This is a genomic window from Streptomyces sp. NPDC022552 (assembly GCF_055561875.1).
In genome coordinates, this window is sequence record NZ_JBVHGJ010000001.1 from 660,639 (window position 1) to 677,493 (window position 16,855).

At 71.3% G+C, this 16,855-nt stretch carries 15 protein-coding genes and 1 pseudogene; 7 read left to right on the forward strand and 9 right to left on the reverse strand.

From position 1 onward, the window contains the following. Nucleotides 1-25: 25 nt before the first annotated feature. From ACZ3OF_RS03090 to ACZ3OF_RS03115, 6 genes and pseudogenes are all read right to left on the reverse strand, one after another. Nucleotides 26-349, reverse strand: a pseudogene (locus tag ACZ3OF_RS03090) (CBS domain-containing protein); the annotation flags it as partial. A gap of 41 nt (nucleotides 350-390) precedes the next feature. Then, nucleotides 391-1,302, reverse strand: a complete 912-nt coding sequence (locus tag ACZ3OF_RS03095) for a potassium channel family protein (protein WP_467302348.1) — start codon at nucleotides 1,300-1,302, stop codon at nucleotides 391-393. Nucleotides 1,303-1,654: 352 nt separating this feature from the next. After that, complete coding sequence (locus ACZ3OF_RS03100) at nucleotides 1,655-2,308, reverse strand: CBS domain-containing protein (protein ID WP_467302350.1); 654 nt, start codon at nucleotides 2,306-2,308, stop codon at nucleotides 1,655-1,657. A gap of 10 nt (nucleotides 2,309-2,318) precedes the next feature. Beyond that, nucleotides 2,319-2,723 carry a cyclic nucleotide-binding domain-containing protein gene (locus ACZ3OF_RS03105; RefSeq protein WP_361666519.1) on the reverse strand — a complete coding sequence of 135 codons (405 nt, stop codon included), beginning with the start codon at nucleotides 2,721-2,723 and terminating at the stop codon, nucleotides 2,319-2,321. A 95-nt stretch (nucleotides 2,724-2,818) separates the two neighbouring features. Beyond that, nucleotides 2,819-2,926 carry a hypothetical protein gene (locus ACZ3OF_RS03110; protein ID WP_467302352.1) on the reverse strand — a complete coding sequence of 36 codons (108 nt, stop codon included), beginning with the start codon at nucleotides 2,924-2,926 and terminating at the stop codon, nucleotides 2,819-2,821. Further along, nucleotides 2,889-3,656, reverse strand: a complete 768-nt coding sequence (locus tag ACZ3OF_RS03115; protein ID WP_467302354.1) for an MBL fold metallo-hydrolase — start codon at nucleotides 3,654-3,656, stop codon at nucleotides 2,889-2,891. The genes ACZ3OF_RS03110 and ACZ3OF_RS03115 overlap by 38 nt, the downstream gene beginning before the upstream one ends. 176 nt (nucleotides 3,657-3,832) lie before the next feature. Between ACZ3OF_RS03115 and ACZ3OF_RS03120 the strand changes: the two genes are divergently transcribed. From ACZ3OF_RS03120 to ACZ3OF_RS03130, 3 genes are read left to right on the forward strand one after another with little or no spacing between them, the layout of a single operon-like run. Then, nucleotides 3,833-4,912: an alcohol dehydrogenase catalytic domain-containing protein gene (locus ACZ3OF_RS03120; RefSeq protein ID WP_361666515.1), complete on the forward strand. Its 1,080-nt coding sequence runs from the start codon at nucleotides 3,833-3,835 to the stop codon at nucleotides 4,910-4,912. Further along, a complete protein-coding gene (locus tag ACZ3OF_RS03125; RefSeq protein WP_467302356.1) occupies nucleotides 4,913-5,686 on the forward strand; it encodes an HAD family hydrolase in 774 nt (257 codons plus the stop codon). After that, the gene (locus ACZ3OF_RS03130) at nucleotides 5,683-8,073 is read left to right on the forward strand and encodes a glycoside hydrolase family 65 protein (protein WP_467302357.1); all 2,391 of its coding nucleotides are present in this window, start codon (nucleotides 5,683-5,685) and stop codon (nucleotides 8,071-8,073) included. The genes ACZ3OF_RS03125 and ACZ3OF_RS03130 overlap by 4 nt, the downstream gene beginning before the upstream one ends. Nucleotides 8,074-8,078: 5 nt before the next feature. Here ACZ3OF_RS03130 and ACZ3OF_RS03135 read toward each other — a convergent pair whose 3' ends face one another. Together ACZ3OF_RS03135 and ACZ3OF_RS03140 are read right to left on the reverse strand one after the other, a co-directional pair. Further along, entirely contained in the window at nucleotides 8,079-9,035 is a 957-nt protein-coding gene (locus ACZ3OF_RS03135; RefSeq protein ID WP_361666511.1) for an Acg family FMN-binding oxidoreductase, read from the reverse strand. 55 nt (nucleotides 9,036-9,090) lie between these two features. Beyond that, nucleotides 9,091-9,714 carry a CBS domain-containing protein gene (locus ACZ3OF_RS03140; RefSeq protein ID WP_361666510.1) on the reverse strand — a complete coding sequence of 208 codons (624 nt, stop codon included), beginning with the start codon at nucleotides 9,712-9,714 and terminating at the stop codon, nucleotides 9,091-9,093. A 249-nt stretch (nucleotides 9,715-9,963) separates the two neighbouring features. Between ACZ3OF_RS03140 and ACZ3OF_RS03145 the strand changes: the two genes are divergently transcribed. The 4 genes from ACZ3OF_RS03145 to ACZ3OF_RS03160 are packed head-to-tail and all read left to right on the forward strand — an operon-like array spanning nucleotide 9,964 to nucleotide 16,134. Beyond that, a complete protein-coding gene (locus ACZ3OF_RS03145; RefSeq protein ID WP_467302360.1) occupies nucleotides 9,964-10,866 on the forward strand; it encodes a universal stress protein in 903 nt (300 codons plus the stop codon). Next, on the forward strand, nucleotides 10,863-11,723 hold the full coding sequence (locus ACZ3OF_RS03150; RefSeq protein WP_467302363.1) for a universal stress protein: 861 nt from the start codon (nucleotides 10,863-10,865) through the stop codon (nucleotides 11,721-11,723). The genes ACZ3OF_RS03145 and ACZ3OF_RS03150 overlap by 4 nt, the downstream gene beginning before the upstream one ends. A gap of 7 nt (nucleotides 11,724-11,730) precedes the next feature. Then, nucleotides 11,731-14,349: an HAD-IC family P-type ATPase gene (locus ACZ3OF_RS03155; RefSeq protein ID WP_467302365.1), complete on the forward strand. Its 2,619-nt coding sequence runs from the start codon at nucleotides 11,731-11,733 to the stop codon at nucleotides 14,347-14,349. A gap of 51 nt (nucleotides 14,350-14,400) precedes the next feature. Continuing rightward, nucleotides 14,401-16,134: a sensor histidine kinase gene (locus tag ACZ3OF_RS03160; RefSeq protein WP_361666508.1), complete on the forward strand. Its 1,734-nt coding sequence runs from the start codon at nucleotides 14,401-14,403 to the stop codon at nucleotides 16,132-16,134. Between the two features lie 5 nt (nucleotides 16,135-16,139). On the opposite strand, the gene ACZ3OF_RS03165 is transcribed toward ACZ3OF_RS03160, so the two are convergent. Next, the gene (locus tag ACZ3OF_RS03165; RefSeq protein ID WP_361666506.1) at nucleotides 16,140-16,826 is read right to left on the reverse strand and encodes a response regulator transcription factor; all 687 of its coding nucleotides are present in this window, start codon (nucleotides 16,824-16,826) and stop codon (nucleotides 16,140-16,142) included. Nucleotides 16,827-16,855: the final 29 nt, after the last annotated feature.

Sequence of the window (16,855 nt, forward strand, 5' to 3'; positions counted from 1 at the left end):
TCGACAGGTCGTCGTCTTCGTACCTGAGCCGGTCGACGCCCCCCACGACACCGTCGACGCCGGTCCGGGCCATCACACGGGCGGTCCGCACCACGCTCCATTCGGGTCGGGCGACGACGGCCGGACTCGACATGAGAGTGCCCGCGGTGTCGAGCCCGGCCCCGGTGGGACGGCGGCGTACCGGCTCCACCTCCGAGACCACGCCCAGTGGCCGGTCCGACTCATCCACTCCGCACACCGCGGTGATGTCGAACTCGTCCAGAAGCCGTGCGATCTCCCTGAACGTCGTGCCCGGAACGACGCTGACCGCCGCGGGTGTCATCAGATCCGCGACGCTGCGGTGCCTCATCGCTCGTCACCTTCTCGCGCGTTCGACCGGCGGCCCCACCTTCAGGATCGCCCGCTGCCGCCGTCGTGGGGAGGGCCGTCCGGCCCCTGGGGTTGCCCGTGGTCGTCGGCGTAGGCCACGAAGACCCGCTCCGGTCCCTCGCCCGTGCGCAGGAAGCGCTCGTCGAGCACGGCGGCCAGGTCTTCCAGTGCCCTGCGCAGTACCGACGCGGAGAGCCTGACGTCCGGGTGATGCGCCCCGTTGGCTTGGTCCGCGAGGCCGAGGGCGTAGCGGAGCTGCCGGGGCAGGGACGTGTTCTCGTCAACGTCGTGGAAGTAGTACGACTCGGCGTACTGCAGGAAGTCGACCGTGATGGTGGAGAGGGCCGAGGCGAGTCCGTCCAGGAGAGCGGCGCCGCCGTCGGAGTCGAGCGCCTGGGCGGTGGCCCGGCTGCGGCGCACGTGCGACAGCCGCAGGGCCAGCGCCCTGCGGCGGGCCAGCGCCGGGTAGATGCCGAGGATCCAGGCGACGGTCGCCGACAGCAGGACGAAGCCCACGAGGGCCTCCATGGGGGCGAGTACGCGCAGCCATCCGGAGGCCGGCGCGATGTCGCCCAGTCCGAGCGTGGCCAGGGTGACCAGCGAGATGTAGAGGGCGTCGAGAGGGCCCGCGTGTTCGGACGGGACGAGCCCCGTCGCGTACGAGAATCCCTCCGGCATGTGGGGCCAGTAGATGAGCGCCCACCCCAGGGCCACGGTCAGCGCCCAGGCGGCGAAGACGGTCACCATGCCGAGCGGGCCCGCGAGACCGGCGGGCCGCCTCCCGATGCCGAGGCGGGCGGACAGCCGCCACATGGACATCATCACCAGTCTGCTCAGACCTCCGTGACGGGTCGGGTGCCAGAGCGTGTGGAACACGTCCCGGAGGATGAACAGCACCAGGACAGCGCCCGCCGGTGTCGCAAGCCACGTCATCCCGGCACCTTTCCCACGAGCGGCGATGGTGTCCCGCCCTCCGGCTTCGATCTCAGCCCACTGGCGGCGCCCGCTCGCCCCTTCAGGCGCGCAGCTTCCGCGGGGTGTCCTAGGTGCTACAGCACGGCTCGCGTCCGCGCCTCGATCCGGCCTCGTACGACGATCGTCAGAGCCGACAGCCGGTTCTCGCCCGGCCGATGACGTCGCGAAGGCCGGGGCCGCGGAACACCTGCCTCGGGTCCGGGGCCGGAGCCGTCGCCTTCGCCGACGGGACAGGTCGGTGCTGGTCACCGAGACATGCTTCGTCCCCGCGCCGTGGTCCCGTGACCCGCACCGGAACGGCCGGACATGGCTATGTCAGGCTCCTGGCCGTGAGTTCGCACCGTACGTCCACGACGCCTTCGACCGCGCGGGCCAGGCGGGCTGCGAGCGGGATGAGTGCCCTGTCGCGGACCTCGCCGGAGAGGGTCACGACTCCGGCGTCGACGCGGACGACCACATGCCGGTGTGAGAGCGGGAACAGGTGCTCGACGACGTCGCGGCGCACTTCGGCGGCGAGATCGCCGTCCGGGCGGAGGAAGACCTTGAGGAGATCGGACCGGCTCACGATTCCCTGGATGGTGCCGCTCGCGTCGACGACCGGCAGCCGCTTGACGCGTCGGGCGGCCATGAGGCGCGCGGCCTGGGGCAGGGACGCCTCTGGAGCGACGGTGACGGCGGGCGAGGTCATGAGGTCCTCGGCCCGGCGGGAACCCGCCTTGGCCGTGGCGCCGAGCCGTCGCATCTGTTCGACGAGACCGAGGCGGTGGTCGTGGAACTCCTCCTTGAGGAGCAGATCGGCCTCGGAGACCACCCCGACGACGCGGCCCTCTCCCTCGACGACGGGTACGGCCGTCACCTTCCACCGCTCCATCGCGGCGACGATCTCCTTGAACTCCGCGCCGGGCCGGACAGCGACGACCTTCTTGGTCATCACGTCGGCGACGGTGAACGGCTGAGGTGTCATCGCTCATTCCTTACCTGAGGGATCTGCGCGCCAGCGCAGCCGCGACGGCCGCCGATACCGCCTCACCCACGGAGATGTCCCGTGCGCTGAGCTCCCTGACAGAGCGCCCGTCGAATTCGAGGGCATGCACCTCGGTGGTCGCCGTGGCGTCGAAACGCCAGCGGTGCGGAGGGATCAGCCAGGAACAGCCGAGGAGGTCGCCGGGCACGAGTGTGTCGACGAGAGCGGTGCTGGGACCAGGGAGGCGCTTGTCCAGCTCGACCCGGCCGGATTCGATGATCCAGAACCGGTCGGCGAGCTGCCGCTCGCGGAAGATGCGCGTGTCTGCGGGGAACCGGACCGGGCGGGCCTGCCGCAGGAGCCGGTCCCGCGCCTCCGGAGCGAGTTCGTTCAGCAGCATCCTCATGGTGCTCATGATGTGCCTCCAGCCCTTCCCTCACAGACTCCCGCGCGGCGGCCGGGCCCACGTAGGGCCGGGCGGGTCACACACGGGGGACCGATGGGCCCGGGTCAGCGGACCAGGACGGCCTCACCGGAGCGGGGAACGACTACCGTCCAGCCCAGCTCGAGGTCGATGCGGTCACGCATCGCCTCGGACGCGGCCGGTTCGCCGTGCACGAGGTACGTGGTGTGCGGGGGAGGGGCGCCGCGCAGCCAGCAGCAGGGTCAGTTCGTGCAGGACGACCTCGGTGCGGTCGATCGCGAAGGCGGGGATGACGACGGTGCCGCTCCGGGCGAGGGTCCGTGCGATCACGGCGGCGAACCCCGCCCGGGTATGGCCGTCCTCCAGCGTCAGGCGGGCCCACGCGGATCCCAGGATGTGCCCGCCGTGGTGGAGCGTCAACCCGGTGCCGGCCATGATCTCCACGTCCTCGCCGACGGGGACCGGGTCGAAGAACGCCAGCGTCTTCTCCACATCGGCGTCGTCGTAAAGCGGCTTGGCCGGGCGGTGCTTGGACCAGCCGTGCTCGTCGGCGTGCCGGGCCGCCCCCATCTGGAGACGGGCGCTGTCGCGCAGCACGATCCCGGCGAGCCGAGCGGTGTGGGCGCTGGTGAGGATCGGCCCCCGGAAGCCCTGGCGGACCAGGCGGGGCAGATAGCCGCAGTGGTCCAGGTGGGCATGGGTGACGACCACGGCGTCGACGTCCGCGGCGTCGCGGGCGAAGCGTTCCCAGTTGCGGCGTCGCAGGTTCGCGAAACCCTGGAAGAGACCGCAGTCGAGGAGGATCCGGGCATGGTCGCTCTCGACCAGGAACTTGCTTCCGGTGACCGTTCCCACGCCGCCAAGGAAACTGAGCAGTGCCGGGCGTGGGGTGGCGGGAGAGGGGCTCGGGGCTGCCTCGGACATGGTCAGCCCTCCTTCGGAGTGTGGACCGGTCTCCACCCTCGCATCCGGACCAGCCCGGTCCGGAGGGTCCGAGCGGGCCCGTTCAGGGGCCGATCGGCTCATGTGCTGCCGGAGGACTCCGTGGAGCCTGGTGGACGAGGATCGCAGCGACGCGCGACAGGAAGTGGGTGGGCGCCATGAAGGCACTGGTCTTCCAGGGGCCGGGCCGGATCGCCTGGCGGGAGGTACCCGACCCCGTCGTCGAGGACCCCGCCGACGCGATCGTCCGGGTCGACGCCGTCACCATCTGCGGCACGGACCTGCACATCCTGAAGGGGGACGTGCCGGAGGTGACGCCCGGCCGGGTCCTCGGACACGAGGCGGTCGGCACCGTGGTCGGGACCGGCGGCGACGTCCGCACGGTACGACCGGGCGACCGCGTCCTGGTCTCCTGCATCTCCGCCTGCGGCAGGTGCCGCTTCTGCCGTGAGAGCCGATACGGACAGTGCAGAGGCGGAGGTGGCTGGATCCTCGGCCACACCGTCGACGGCACACAGGCGGAATACGTCCGGGTTCCCTTCGCCGACCTGTCCGTCCACCCGCTGCCGGACTCGATCGACAGCTTCGACGCCGTCCTCCTCGCCGACATCTTCCCCACCGCCTACGAGGTCGGGGTCCTCAACGGCGCCGTGCGCCCCGCCGACACGGTGGTCGTCGTCGGAGCGGGCCCCATCGGTCTCGCCGCCATTGCCACCGCCCGGTTCTACAGCCCGGGCCGGATCGTCGCCGTCGACCTCGCCGAGTCGCGGCTGGCCGCCGCCCGTGCCCTCGGCGCGGACGCCATCGTGAACGCCGGGGAGGAGCCGGAGCAGCTGGTTGCGGATCTGACCGACGGACTCGGGGCCGACGTCGTCATGGAGGCCGTCGGCGTTCCGGAGGCGTTCGAGATGTGCACCCGGATGGTCCGGCCCGGCGGCAGGGTCGCGAACATCGGAGTCCACGGCAAGCCCGCGGCGCTCCATCTCGAAGACCTGTGGATCAAGGACGTCACCATCACCACCGGGCTGGTCGACACCTCGTCCACGCCCCTGCTGCTGCGCATGATGGCCGGCGGGCGGTTGCCGACGGCAGAACTGGTCACCCACCGGTTCGAGCTGGGGGAAATGGAGGAGGCGTACGAGGTCTTCGGGCGAGCAGCCGAGACCGGCGCGCTCAAGGTCGCGCTGGGCGGCCCACAGCACACCGTCGTGAGCCTCCCCTCCCCGCCGGCGGCCTGAATGAACGGCCGAGGCCCGGGTCCTCGGCCGCCGGACGGTGTCGTCCTCGACACCGACGGCGTCCTGCTCGACTCCGCCGTCGTGCACGCGGCGGCGTGGAAGGTCGCGTTCGACACATGCTTCGACCAACGGGCGCTCGGCAGCGGGACACAGCCGCCCTTCGACCCGGACGCCGAGTACCGCCGGCTCGTCGACGGAAGATCCCGGTACGACGGCGCGGCGGCGTTCCTCACCTCCCGCGGCCTTCATCTCCCACCTGGAGAGCCCCACGACGCCCCCGGCTGTGACACGGTCTGGGCCGTCGCGGCACGCAAGGAGTCGGCGTTCGTCGATCTGCTTCGTACGGAAGGCGTCGCGGCCTTCGCCGACGCCCGGCCTGCTCTCGCCGCCCTGCGCACGACGGGCGTGCCATGCGCGGCGGTGTCCGCCTCCCGGCACGCCCGGGCGCTGATCCGTGCCGCCGGGCTCGCCGGCTTCCTCGCCGTGATCGTGGACGGCGAGGACGCCGCTCGGCTCGGCCTCGCCGGCAAGCCCGATCCCGCGCTCTTCCTGCGGGCGGCGGCACGGCTCGGCACGCACCCGCAGCAGACCGCGGTCGCCGAGGACGCCCTCGCCGGAGTCGAGGCAGCGCGTCGTGGCGGTTTCGGTCTCGTCGTCGGAGTCGACCGCACCCCGCTGCGCCGCACTGCCGCCCTCCTGCGAGAGCAGGGTGCCGACCTGGTGGTTCCGGATCTCACGACGCTGGTCCGGAGCGTGTGGGGTGAGCGCGGATGACCACCGGCTGGACGTGGGGGTACGACGGTTACGACCCGGAGCGCGAGCCGCTGGTCGAGGCGCTCTGCACGCTGGCCAACGGCCGGTTCGCCACCCGGGGGTCCGCTCCCGAGTGCACCGCCGGGACCGCGCACTACCCGGGCACGTATCTGGCCGGTGGCTATGACCGGCTCACCTCGGTCGTCGCGGGCGAGCGGGTCGCGAACGAGGACCTCGTCAACCTTCCGAACTGGACGCTTCTGCGCTATCGCTGCCGGCCGGACGACGGTCCGACCGGCGACTGGCTCACACCCGATGCGGCGGAGCTGCGCCACTACGACGTCCGTCTCGACCTGCGCGCGGGCGTGCTCACCCGACGCCTGTTCTTCGAGGACGCCCGCGGACGGGGCCTGCGCGTCAGCCACATCCGCGTCGTGCACATGGGCGATCCCGGACTCGCGGCCCAGTGCACCCTGTTCCGCGCCTACGGTTGGAGCGGTTCCGTCGAGGTACTGTCCGTCCTCGACGGCGCCGTCACCAACGCCGGAGTCGAGCGCTACCGACACCTGGACGGGCGTCACCTCACGGACCACCGGACCGGATTCGAGTCCGACGGTGTCGCCTGGATCTCCTGCCGTACCGTCGACCCGGGCATCGGGATCGCCATGGCCGTGCGCACGGTCACCCGCCCCGCGCGGCCCGCGCGAGAGGAGGCCACCGGTACCGGCACCGTGCAGACGTACCACCTGCCCATCGTTCCCCGTCGCTCGGCGGTGGTCGTGAAGACTCTGGCACTGCACACCTCGATGGACTGGCCCGCTGCCGACCCGCTCTCGGCAGCCACCGACGTGATCGCTCGTGCTGCTTCCTTCCCTCAGCTGCTCTCCGCCCACAAGGCGGCCTGGCAGCGCGTCTGGGAGCAGGGCGAGTTGCACGTCCCAGGGGAGGCCGGCCGCATCCTGCGGCTGCACGTGTTCCACCTGCTGCAGACGCTCTCCCCGCACACGGCGGAACTCGACGTGGGCGTGCCCGCTCGCGGGCTGCACGGTGAGGCGTACCGGGGGCACGTCTTCTGGGACGAGCTCTTCGTGCTGCCCTACCTCGACCTCCACTTCCCCGAGGTGGCCCGGGCGCTGCTCATGTACCGGCACCGCCGACTGCCGGCCGCCCGTGAGGCCGCCCGACTCGCCGGTCATCAGGGAGCCATGTATCCCTGGCAGAGCGCCAGTTCGGGCCGGGAGGAGACACAGGCCCTCCACCTCAACCCCCGCTCAGGACGCTGGCTGCCCGACCATTCCCACCTCCAGCGCCATGTGGGCTCGGCCGTCGCGTACAACGTCTGGCGGTACGCGCAGTCCACCGGTGACCGCGGATTCCTCCACTCCGCCGGGGCGGAGATCCTCCTTGAGGTCGCCCGCTACTGGTCCGGGGCCGCCACGTTCGATCCGGCGATCGGCCGCTACCGCATCCGTGGGGTCGTGGGGCCGGACGAGTACCACGAGGCCTATCCCGATGCCACGACGCCGGGCGTCGACGACAACGCCTACACCAACGCGACCGCCGCCTGGGTGCTCGCCCGCGGCCTCGACCTGCTCGGCGAACTGCCCGCGGCCCGCCGCTCGGAACTCTCGCAGCAACTGTCGCTGGACGACGGTGAACTCACTCGCTGGGAGGACGTCTCCCGCCGTCTGTACGTGCCGTTCCACCAGGGCGTGGTCAGCCAGTTCGAGGGATACGGAGACCTGGCGGAGCTCGACTGGGAGGCGTACCGGGCCCGTTACGGCGACATCCGCAGACTCGACCGGATCCTGGAGGCCGAGGGCGACACGGTCAACCGCTACCAGGCGTCGAAGCAGGCCGACACGCTCATGCTGGGCTACCTCTTCGGGCCCGAGGAGCTGTACGGCCTGTTCGCCAGGCTCGGTTACGCACTGGACGACGAGATGTGGCGTGCGACCGTCTCGTACTGCCTGCGGCGCACCAGCCACGGCTCGACGCTGAGCGGTCTCGTCCACGGCTGGGTGCTGGCGCGGCAGAAGGGTGCCGACGCTTGGCGGTATTGCGAGGAGACACTGCTCGCCGACGTGGCCGACGTCCAGGGCGGAACCACGGGGGAGGGCATCCATCTCGGGGCGATGGCCGGCACGATCGATCTCGTCGAACGTGGGCTCACGGGCCTGGAAACGGGACCGGAAGGGCTTCGAGTGGCTCCGGTGCCACTCGCGGAGATTCCGCGGTTCGCCTACACCTTGTGCTGCGGCCGACATCGAGGGGTACGGCTGCGGAGGCTCCCCGGGCGGCTGGCCATTCGGGTTCCCGCCTCGCCCGAGGGCCCGCTCACCGTGGTGCTCCCCGGCGACCGGAAGGTCACCGTCCCCGCCGGACACGAGCGCTGGTTCCGCCTCTGAGGGGTTCAGCCGAAGGCGAGTACCTCGGACACGGGCCGGCGCGGCGTGGCCCGGCCCTCGGGGCCGTAGCCCAGGCGGATCAGCATATGGACGAAGCCGATCGTCGAGCCGGGATCGCGTGCGTCGGAACGTAGTTCGGGCCACTCCAGCGGCTGCGACATGAGTGAGGTGGCGAGTCCGTCGAGGGTGGCCTGCAGGAGGACCCGTTGCATGGCCTGGCCGGCCTTCAGCCAGTCCGCCTGGGTGTCCTCGACCGTGCCGAGGAGCGCGATCTGCGGTCTCTTCTCGAAGCGCGCCGAGGTACGGCCGGGCACCTGTCGGGGAGCGCCGAAGTCCCTGACAGGAGAGGTCACGTCGTACTGCCGCGGGCCGAGGGCGTAAGCCGGGATGCCTTCGGTGCCGGGGCCTTCCCCGGCGGCACCGGTGCGTGTCCAGGCAGCGATCTCCGCGCGCACGGCCTCGTCCGCCGCCTCGAACAGCTCGGAGGCGTGGACGAGATCCATGACGGTGTCGGTGTGCCACGCGCCCGGTACGACCAGTCGGCAGCCCTCCAGGAGGGCCGCGGCACGGAGCCCGTCGATCACCTCGGAGGGGATCCGCTCCTCGGTGAACGGGAAGCGGCTGGTGTGCCGCCGCGACAGGGCGGCATGGAGCACGCCCAGTTCGCTGTCGGCGTCGGCGGGACCGTCGAACCGTACGTCGGCGAGGTGCCAGGGATCGTCGGGAGAGGGCAGCAGCCGAACCACGGGATGCAGGGCCCGGTGCGCGGCGGCGACCCGCAGATTGAACAGGGCGGCGCCGCAACCGAGGTGGAGGGCACGGTGATCCGGGTCCTCGTGCGGCATGCCGCGCAGCGGGTCGCCGTGCAGCTCGACGACGCCGGCGCCCGTCCCGCAGACGAACTTCCATGGCTGTGCGTTGTGCATCGAGGGGGCCGTGACGGCGTCTTCGATCAGAGACATCACGAGTGGTCGGGTCAGAACGGTGGCAGACACGGTTCGTCCTGTCTGTGGTGAGTTACCAAGAGGGGTCGTGCGGAATCCGGGCGGAGGACGTGGGACGTGTGTCGTCCTCGTGGAACGACAGCCGGTCCACGACGGCGACGACGCCGTCCACGCTCTCGGCGAGTCCGACGAGCATCAGGGCCTGACTTCGTCGCCGGACGCGGCCCCCCAGCGTCACCACGCCGTCGAGGACGTGCACGTCCACGGCGTCCCCGGGCAGGTCCATGGCATCCGCGAGTACGTCCTCCCGGATGCGGCGCCGTATCTCCGCGTCCGGGCGGAGGTAGACGCAGAGCAGATCGCGGCGGGTCACGATGCCTACCAGTCGTTCCTCCTCGTCGACCACGGGAAGGCGCTCGACCCCGCGACGCACCATCAGCCGCGCCGCGTCCGCCACCGTCTCCTCCGCGTGAACCGTGACCGCCGGCGTCGTCATCAGGGCCCGCGCGGTCAGCTCGTGGCGGGCCAGGAGGTCGCTCTCGGAGACGACTCCGACGACATGGTCGTCCTGGTCCAGGACGGGGACCCCGCTGATTTCGTGCTCGGCGAGCATCTTCGCCACCTCCCTGAACGACGTCGCAGGGACGGCGGAGACCACGTCATCGGTCATCAGACCGCCGACCTTCATGTGCTTCATCGCCGCGCCTCCTGTTCGAGGGTTCGGACGGTGTTGTCCCGCACCATCACCCTCCGACGCGCGCTGGGGGTGGGCGAGGGCCGAATGGGCCATCCTCAGGACCGAACGGGCTCGTTACTGCGCGGTCCGCGGCCTGCCCGGCCGAGGGCGGGGACCTTTGGTCCCTTCATTGCCCCCAGCGGACCTGCGGCCACCCGAGGCCAGATGCCAGGGTGGAAGGAGGTCCCTCGGACCTTGCGAGGAGGAGCCATGAACGGAACCGCAGCCCGTCCCGGTCTGGGCAGGGTCGTCGTCGGCGTCGACGGATCACCGTCTGCACACACGGCGGTGACGTGGGCGGCAGCGGAGGCGGCCTTGCGGGGCACTACTCTCTGTCTCGTCCACGCGGCGGACACGGACCCACCTGTCCCGTTTCTCTCCAAGGCGGAGATCGTCACAAGCCGACGAGCAGGGCAGGCACTACTCGACCGGACCGCTGAAGAGATCGCGGAACGCCACCCCGACCTGACGGTCGTCCCGGAGCTCACGGATGGCGGAGCCCCAGGCAGTCTGCGGCAAGCCGCCGCCCGGACCGGCACGATCGTCGTCGGGCACCGGGGTCTGGGCGGGTTCTCTTCACTGTTGCTCGGATCGGTCGGTCTTGAGGTCGCGGCCGGCGCCACCACACCCGTGGTCGTGGTGCGCGGGGCCGCAGAGCCCGTCGATGCCGGCGCGGTTCTTGCGGCGGTCCGGAACGAGGCCGACGTGGGCTGCGCCCGTGCGGCGGCCCGCGAAGCCCTGCTGCGAAAGGTGCCTCTGCGGCTCCTGCATATTTGGAGTGTGGGGCTGCCCGCCGCCTCACGGGCTGCGCTGCGTAACGGTGGCGACGGGAACGCCCGCGATCACGTACACGTGCTGTCCTCGGTCTCGGACCGGCTCCGGGAGGAGTTCCCGAATCTGACGGTGCATGCCGATGGCCAGAAGAGCCACAGCGTGCCGGGAGCTCTCGTCGACGCGTCGCACCACGCCGACCTTCTGGTCGTCGGCGGTCGGCGATCGCCCGGCTACCTCGGACCGACGCTCGGCCGGATCACGCTGACCCTGCTGCAGCACGCGCACTGCCCTGTGGAGCTCATCCCCCGGCAAGGGCCTGGACATGGGAGCACGTCATGACCAGCACCACGGATCGCAGTGACATCGTCGTCGGTATCGACCCGGTCAAGAACTGGCACTTGGCCCTTGCCTGGGCTGCGGACGAGGCTCACCTGCGAGGACGGGGACTGCGCCTGGTGGTCGCGATACCCCCGCAGCACGACACCCAGCACGTCGACGACACCCCGCGTCACGAGGCACAGCGACAAGCCGGCACGGAAGCTCTGCGTGCCGCGCTTGCCTGGACTCAGGCCCGGCAGCCCGGCGTCAAGCCCACCTCCTCCCTTTTCGACGGGTTCCCGACAGGAGTCCTGGCCGGTCTGTCGCACGAGGCCGACATGATCGTGCTGGGCTCCCGGCATCTCAGCCGTACGGAGGAGTTCCTGAGCGCCGGTTCCCTGGTCGTCCCGGTCTCCGCGAAGGCGCAATGCCCGGTGGTGGTCGTGGGGGACGCGGAACACGTCACGCAGGAGACGCCGTACCTTGTGGTCGGCGTCGACGGCAGCGAATCCTCCCGAGCAGCCCTGGCCTGGGCCGTCGAGGAAGCGGACCTCCGGCGCTGCGCACTGCGTGCCATAGCCGTCTGGCAACCACCCGTCTTCTCCCTGCACAGTGGTGACACGCTGTTCCACGCCGAGCGCCGACTGCTCTCGGAGACCACCGCGGGCTGGTCGGAGAAGTATCCCGACGTCCGGCTGACCCACGAGGTGCCCATCGGCTCACCCGTGGAGACGCTCGCGGACGCAGCCGAGCACGCCCTTGCCGTCGTGGTCGGCCGTCGGGGCCGGGGCGGATACACCGGGATGCGCGTCGGCTCCGTCGTCCACGGGCTGTTGCACCGTGCCCACTGCCCGGTGATCACAGTCCCTGCCGGGTGAGCGGGCCGTGACGGCGTCGGCAGAGGACCGGGCACCCGCACCGGTGCGGGAGACCACGGGCCTCACCGAGGAGGAGGCCGCCCGGCGGTTCGCCGAGTCGGGCCCCAACGAGGTGACCGCGAGAAAGCCCGTACGGCTCCACAAGCGGATCCTGGCCCAGCTGACCGACCCGCTGATCATGGTGCTCCTCGGGGCCGTCGTGCTGACCCTCGCGATCGGCGACCATCCTGACGCCATCGTCATCGGACTGGTCGTCCTCGTGAACACGACCGTCGGGGTGGCGCAGGAGATCCGGGCCGACAACGCCGTAGCCGCCCTCTCGGCCCTCACCGCCCCGCACGCGCGCGTGCGGCGCGACGGCGCCGTCCGCGACCTCCCCGCGGCCGCGATCGTGCCGGGTGACGTCCTCCTGGTCGGTGAGGGTGACGTCGTCGCCGCCGACGCCGAGCTCGCCGAGGCGTCCGCCGTTCTGGTGGACGAGTCCATGCTCACGGGGGAGTCCGTGCCCGTCGACAAGGACCCCGGTGCGACGCTGAGCGCCGGCACGATCGTCGTCCGGGGCCGGGGCGTGGCCACGGTCACGGCGACGGGGACGTCCAGTGCGCTCGGCCGCATCGCGGCTCTTCTCGACGAACGTCGCGAGCCGACCCCGCTGCAGCGCCGACTTGCCGCACTCGGGCGCGTCCTCGCGGCCGTGACGCTCGCCTTGTGCGTCCTCGTTTTCGCCCTCGGCCTGGTGCGGGGGCTGCCGCTCGGCACGATGGCGGTCACCGCCATCAGCCTGGCCGTGGCAGCCGTCCCCGAGTCCCTTCCCGCCGTCGTCACCCTGGCCCTCGCTCTCGGGGCCCGGCGCATGGTCGCCCGGCACGCCCTGGTGCGGCGGCTGCCGGCGGTGGAGACGCTCGGCTCGGTGTCCGTCCTGGCCACCGACAAGACCGGCACGCTGACCGAGGGCCGTATGGTCGTCCAGTACGTCTGGACACCGCGAGTGAGCGCCGAGCTCTCGGGTGTGGGCTACGAACCCGAGGGCGAGGCCCTCATCGCGGGGAGACCGGCGGAGGCGGACGAGCTCGAGCCGCTGACGGAGCTGCTGACGGTGACGGCCCTGTGTAACGACGCCACGCTGCGCCCGGCGGACGACAGGGCGTCCGGCGGCCGCTGGACGGCGCTGGGCGACCCCATGGAGGCCGCCCTGCTCACTGCCGCGGCCAAGACAGGCTGCCCGGAGCCGACGGAACTGTCGGTGACCCGCCCCCGGATCGGAGAAGCGCCCTTCGACAGCCTCCGCAGACGCATGACCACACTCCACACAACTGGCGAAGACGGGGTGCTCGTCTGCATGAAGGGCGCACCCGAAGCCGTACTCGACCCGGCCGTGCTGCTCGATCCCCGAGAAGCGCTCGCGGAGGCCCACCAGGAGGCAGCGCGCCTGGCGGCCCGGGGGTACCGCGTGCTCGCCGTGGCATCGGGCGTGCGGAACGACATCCCGAGCCCGGTCACCGCGGCGGAGTCGGGGCTCGCGCTCCTCGGCCTCGTCGCGCTCAGCGACCCGCCCAAGCCGCATGCCGCAGCGACCCTCGCCTCCTGCCGAGCGGCCGGCATCACTCCCGTCCTCATCACCGGGGATCATCCGGCGACGGCTCGGGCGGTGGCGTCCCACGTCGCTCTCCTGGACGACGGCGAGACGGAAGGCCGAGTCGTCACCGGCGTGGACGTGGCCGCGGGACGGGTCGCCGACCTCACCTCGGTGCGGGTCTTCGCCCGCACCGACCCCCAGCAGAAGCTGGACATCGTGGAGGCGTGGCGCGCCAGGGGAGCGGTGACCGCCATGACCGGCGACGGCGTCAACGACGGCCCCGCCCTGCACCGGGCGGACATCGGCGTCGCCATGGGGGCACGGGGCACGGAGGTCGCCCGGCAGGCCGCCGATCTCGTCCTCACCGACGACGAGCTCTCGACGGTCGTGGCGGCCGTCGAGGAGGGAAGGCGTGTCTACGACAACATCCGCCGCTTCCTCGTCTACGGGATGGCCGGCGGTGCGGCGGAGATCCTCGTGATGCTCATCGGCCCGTTCCTGGGACTTCCCTTGCCTCTTCGTGCCGGACAGATCCTGTGGATCAACCTCCTGACGCACGGCCTCACCGGCGTAGCCATGGGCGCCGAACCCGCGTCCCCGGGAGCGATGCACCGCCCCCCGCGCCCACCTGACCAGCACATTCTCGGTGGTGGCGCCTGGCAGAGGCTGCTCCTTCTCGCGGCCGTCGTCACGGCGGCCTCCCTCGGCGCGGGACTCGCCGCCCAGGCACTGGACCTCGCCTGGCAGAGCGTCCTCTTCCTCGCCCTGCTCGCCGCACAGCTCGGCGTCGTCCTGGGACTACGCACTCGACTTCTGACCAAGGAGAACCCGTTCCTCCCTCTGTCCGTCCTCGCCTCCGCCCTTCTGGCCGCGGCGGCGCTGTACGTGCCCTTCCTGGGCTCGGTCCTGGAGACCGAGCCGCTCGGATGGGCGGGCGCCGCCCTCGCTCTCGCGTGTGCGCCCGCCGGATTCGTGGCGGCCCGCCTCGTACGGACGGCCTTCCATCCAGGGGACCCGGCAGGAACGGGATGCCCATCCGGACTACGGTGATAGTGCGCGCTTCGGGTGCGGCCCGTGCGCTCGATGCAGCCGGAGGTTCGGATGGGTCGTGAGGGCCCGGAGCCCGCGGAGAACAGGCTTCCGCGGCTGAGACTCGACGAGCTGCTCGAAGAGGTCCAGATGCGCATCGACGAGGTGCGTGGCACCAGGGACCGGCTCAACGGGCTGCTCGAAGCCGTCATGTCCGTGGGCCGCGAACTCGACCTGCCGCAGGTGCTGCGTGGCATCGTGGAGGCGGCGGTGACCCTCGTGGACGCCGAGTACGGGGCCCTTGGCGTCATCGGAGACGACAAGAGACTCTCCGAGTTCCTCCCCATCGGCATCGGCGACGATCTGCGGGAACAGATCGGCGACCTGCCCTCCGGGCACGGCCTCCTCGGCGAACTTATCCGGAACCCCCAGCCACTGCGTCTGCCGGAGCTGTCCGAGCACCCGGCCTCGTACGGATTCCCGCCCCACCACCCGCCGATGCACTCCTTCCTCGGCGTACCCATCCGGGTCCGCGACGAGGTGTTCGGCAACCTGTACCTCACCGAGAAGCGCGGAGCGGCGGACTTCGACGCCGAGGACGAGGCCGTCGTGACGACCCTGGCCGTCGCGGCCGGCATCGCGATCGAGAACGCCCGCCTCTACGAGGAGGGCAGGCTCAGGCAGCGCTGGCTGGCCGCGAACTCCGACCTGACCAGCGCCCTCCTGTCCGGCGCGGAGAAGTCCCAGGTCCTCGAGGGGATGCTGGAACAGGCCGTGGACATCGCGGGCTCCGACATGGGGGTCTTCTACCTGGTGGGAACGGGCGGTGAGCTGCGGGGCTCGCTGGCCTGCGGCGAGGGGGCCGACGCGCACCGGGGTGTCGTCCTTCCGAGCAGCGAAGGAACCCTGGTCGAGGCCGCCCTGGCGCAGGAGGGCCTGGCCACGGTCGTCGATGTGGAGAATGAGCCGCGCATCACGGTTCAGCCGGAGCGGTGGAAGGGATTCGGGCCGGCGGTGGCCGTCACGGTCGGTACCAAGGAGCGACTCAGCGGGGTTCTGATCCTCGCGCGGCGCCACGGGCGACCCCTCTTCACGGCCGCCGAGGTCACCGCTCTTCCCGGATTCGCGGGGCAGGCGGCTCTGGCGCTCGAACTCGCCGACCGGCGCCGTGACGCCGAGCAGGTGAGCCTTCTGGAGGACCGTGACCGGATCGCCCGAGACCTGCACGATCTGGCGATCCAGCGCCTGTTCGCCACCGGTATGACGCTGCAGAGCGCCCGGCGCTTCGTCGAGCACCCGGAGGCCGTGGACCGACTGACCCGGGCCATCGAGGACCTGGACGCCACCATCAAGATCATCCGATCGACCATCTTCGGCCTCCGGGAACACGACACCCCCGGAGCCGCACCGAAACTGAGAAACCGCGTGGTCAAGGTCGTGGACTCGGCCGCGGCGACGCTCGGATTCACTCCGGCGCTGCGCATGGAGGGCCTGCTCGACACGGACGTGCCGCCGGGTGCGGCCGAGGAGGTGCTGGCCGTCCTCGGGGAAGCGCTCACCAACGTGGCGCGGCATGCCCGGGCGAGCAGGGCGGAGGTGTCCGTCGTCGTAGAAGACGCCGTGCTGGCGGTTACGGTGAGCGACGACGGCATCGGCATTTCGCAGGGTGGCAGCCGCAGTGGGCTGCGGAACCTCTCCGAACGGGCCGAGCGGCTGGGCGGCACCCTGTCGGTGTTCGCACGAGCGGCGCCGGGCAGCGGCACTTTGCTGGAGTGGCGGATTCCGCTGCCGACCGAGCGGGAGTGAGCGGGCTACGTCTGCTCGGCGTCGTGTTCGTGGGCCTGCGCGGCGATGACGGCGGCCTGGACGCGGCGCTCCACGCCGAGCTTGCCGAGCAGCCGTGAGATGTGGTTCTTGACGGTCTTCTCCGACAGATAGAGCCGCTTGGCGATCTGGCGGTTGGTGAGCCCCTCGCCGATGAGTTCGAGTACGGACCGCTCCCTCTCCGACAGCGCCGCGAGCCGCTCGTCCTCCGGTGGCTTCGCCGCCTCGGGGTCGCGCAGCGAGTGCATCAGCCGGGCGGTGGTGGCCGGGTCGAGCATCGACTGGCCGGTGGCCACGGTCCGTACCGCCGACACCAGGTCGGAGCCTTTGATCAGTTTGAGGACGTACCCCGCCGCTCCCGCCATGATCGCGTCGAGCAGCGCGTCCTCGTCGTCGAACGAGGTCAGCATCAGGCACGCCAGCTCCGGCATCCGTGAGCGCAGCTCCCGACACAGGGAGATCCCGTCACCGTCGGGCAGCCGGACGTCGAGGACCGCCACGTCCGGCCGCAGAGCGGGGCCCCTGGCCAGGGCCTGGTCGGCGGTGGCCGCCTCGCCGACCACTTCCATGTCGGGCTCGTCGTCGATCAGGTCGCGAAGACCCCGGCGGACGACCTCGTGGTCATCCACGAGGAAGACGCGAGTGTGTGCGGTGGATGCCGGCAGATCGGACATGGCGACCCCTGCGGTCGGTCGGGCACGGA

What these genes read in the sequence shown, in the direction of transcription:
- ACZ3OF_RS03130 (WP_467302357.1), top strand. Translation starts at nt 5,683, where the DNA reads ATGACCACCGGCTGGACGTGGGGGTACGACGGTTACGACCCGGAGCGC.
- ACZ3OF_RS03135 (WP_361666511.1), bottom strand. Translation starts at nt 9,035, where the DNA reads ATGTCTCTGATCGAAGACGCCGTCACGGCCCCCTCGATGCACAACGCA.
- ACZ3OF_RS03120 (WP_361666515.1), top strand. Translation starts at nt 3,833, where the DNA reads ATGAAGGCACTGGTCTTCCAGGGGCCGGGCCGGATCGCCTGGCGGGAG.
- ACZ3OF_RS03140 (WP_361666510.1), bottom strand. Translation starts at nt 9,714, where the DNA reads ATGAAGCACATGAAGGTCGGCGGTCTGATGACCGATGACGTGGTCTCC.
- ACZ3OF_RS03160 (WP_361666508.1), top strand. Translation starts at nt 14,401, where the DNA reads ATGGGTCGTGAGGGCCCGGAGCCCGCGGAGAACAGGCTTCCGCGGCTG.
- ACZ3OF_RS03105 (WP_361666519.1), bottom strand. Translation starts at nt 2,723, where the DNA reads ATGAGCACCATGAGGATGCTGCTGAACGAACTCGCTCCGGAGGCGCGG.
- ACZ3OF_RS03125 (WP_467302356.1), top strand. Translation starts at nt 4,913, where the DNA reads ATGAACGGCCGAGGCCCGGGTCCTCGGCCGCCGGACGGTGTCGTCCTC.
- ACZ3OF_RS03165 (WP_361666506.1), bottom strand. Translation starts at nt 16,826, where the DNA reads ATGTCCGATCTGCCGGCATCCACCGCACACACTCGCGTCTTCCTCGTG.
- ACZ3OF_RS03115 (WP_467302354.1), bottom strand. Translation starts at nt 3,656, where the DNA reads ATGTCCGAGGCAGCCCCGAGCCCCTCTCCCGCCACCCCACGCCCGGCA.
- ACZ3OF_RS03100 (WP_467302350.1), bottom strand. Translation starts at nt 2,308, where the DNA reads ATGACACCTCAGCCGTTCACCGTCGCCGACGTGATGACCAAGAAGGTC.
- ACZ3OF_RS03150 (WP_467302363.1), top strand. Translation starts at nt 10,863, where the DNA reads ATGACCAGCACCACGGATCGCAGTGACATCGTCGTCGGTATCGACCCG.
- ACZ3OF_RS03145 (WP_467302360.1), top strand. Translation starts at nt 9,964, where the DNA reads ATGAACGGAACCGCAGCCCGTCCCGGTCTGGGCAGGGTCGTCGTCGGC.
- ACZ3OF_RS03095 (WP_467302348.1), bottom strand. Translation starts at nt 1,302, where the DNA reads ATGACGTGGCTTGCGACACCGGCGGGCGCTGTCCTGGTGCTGTTCATC.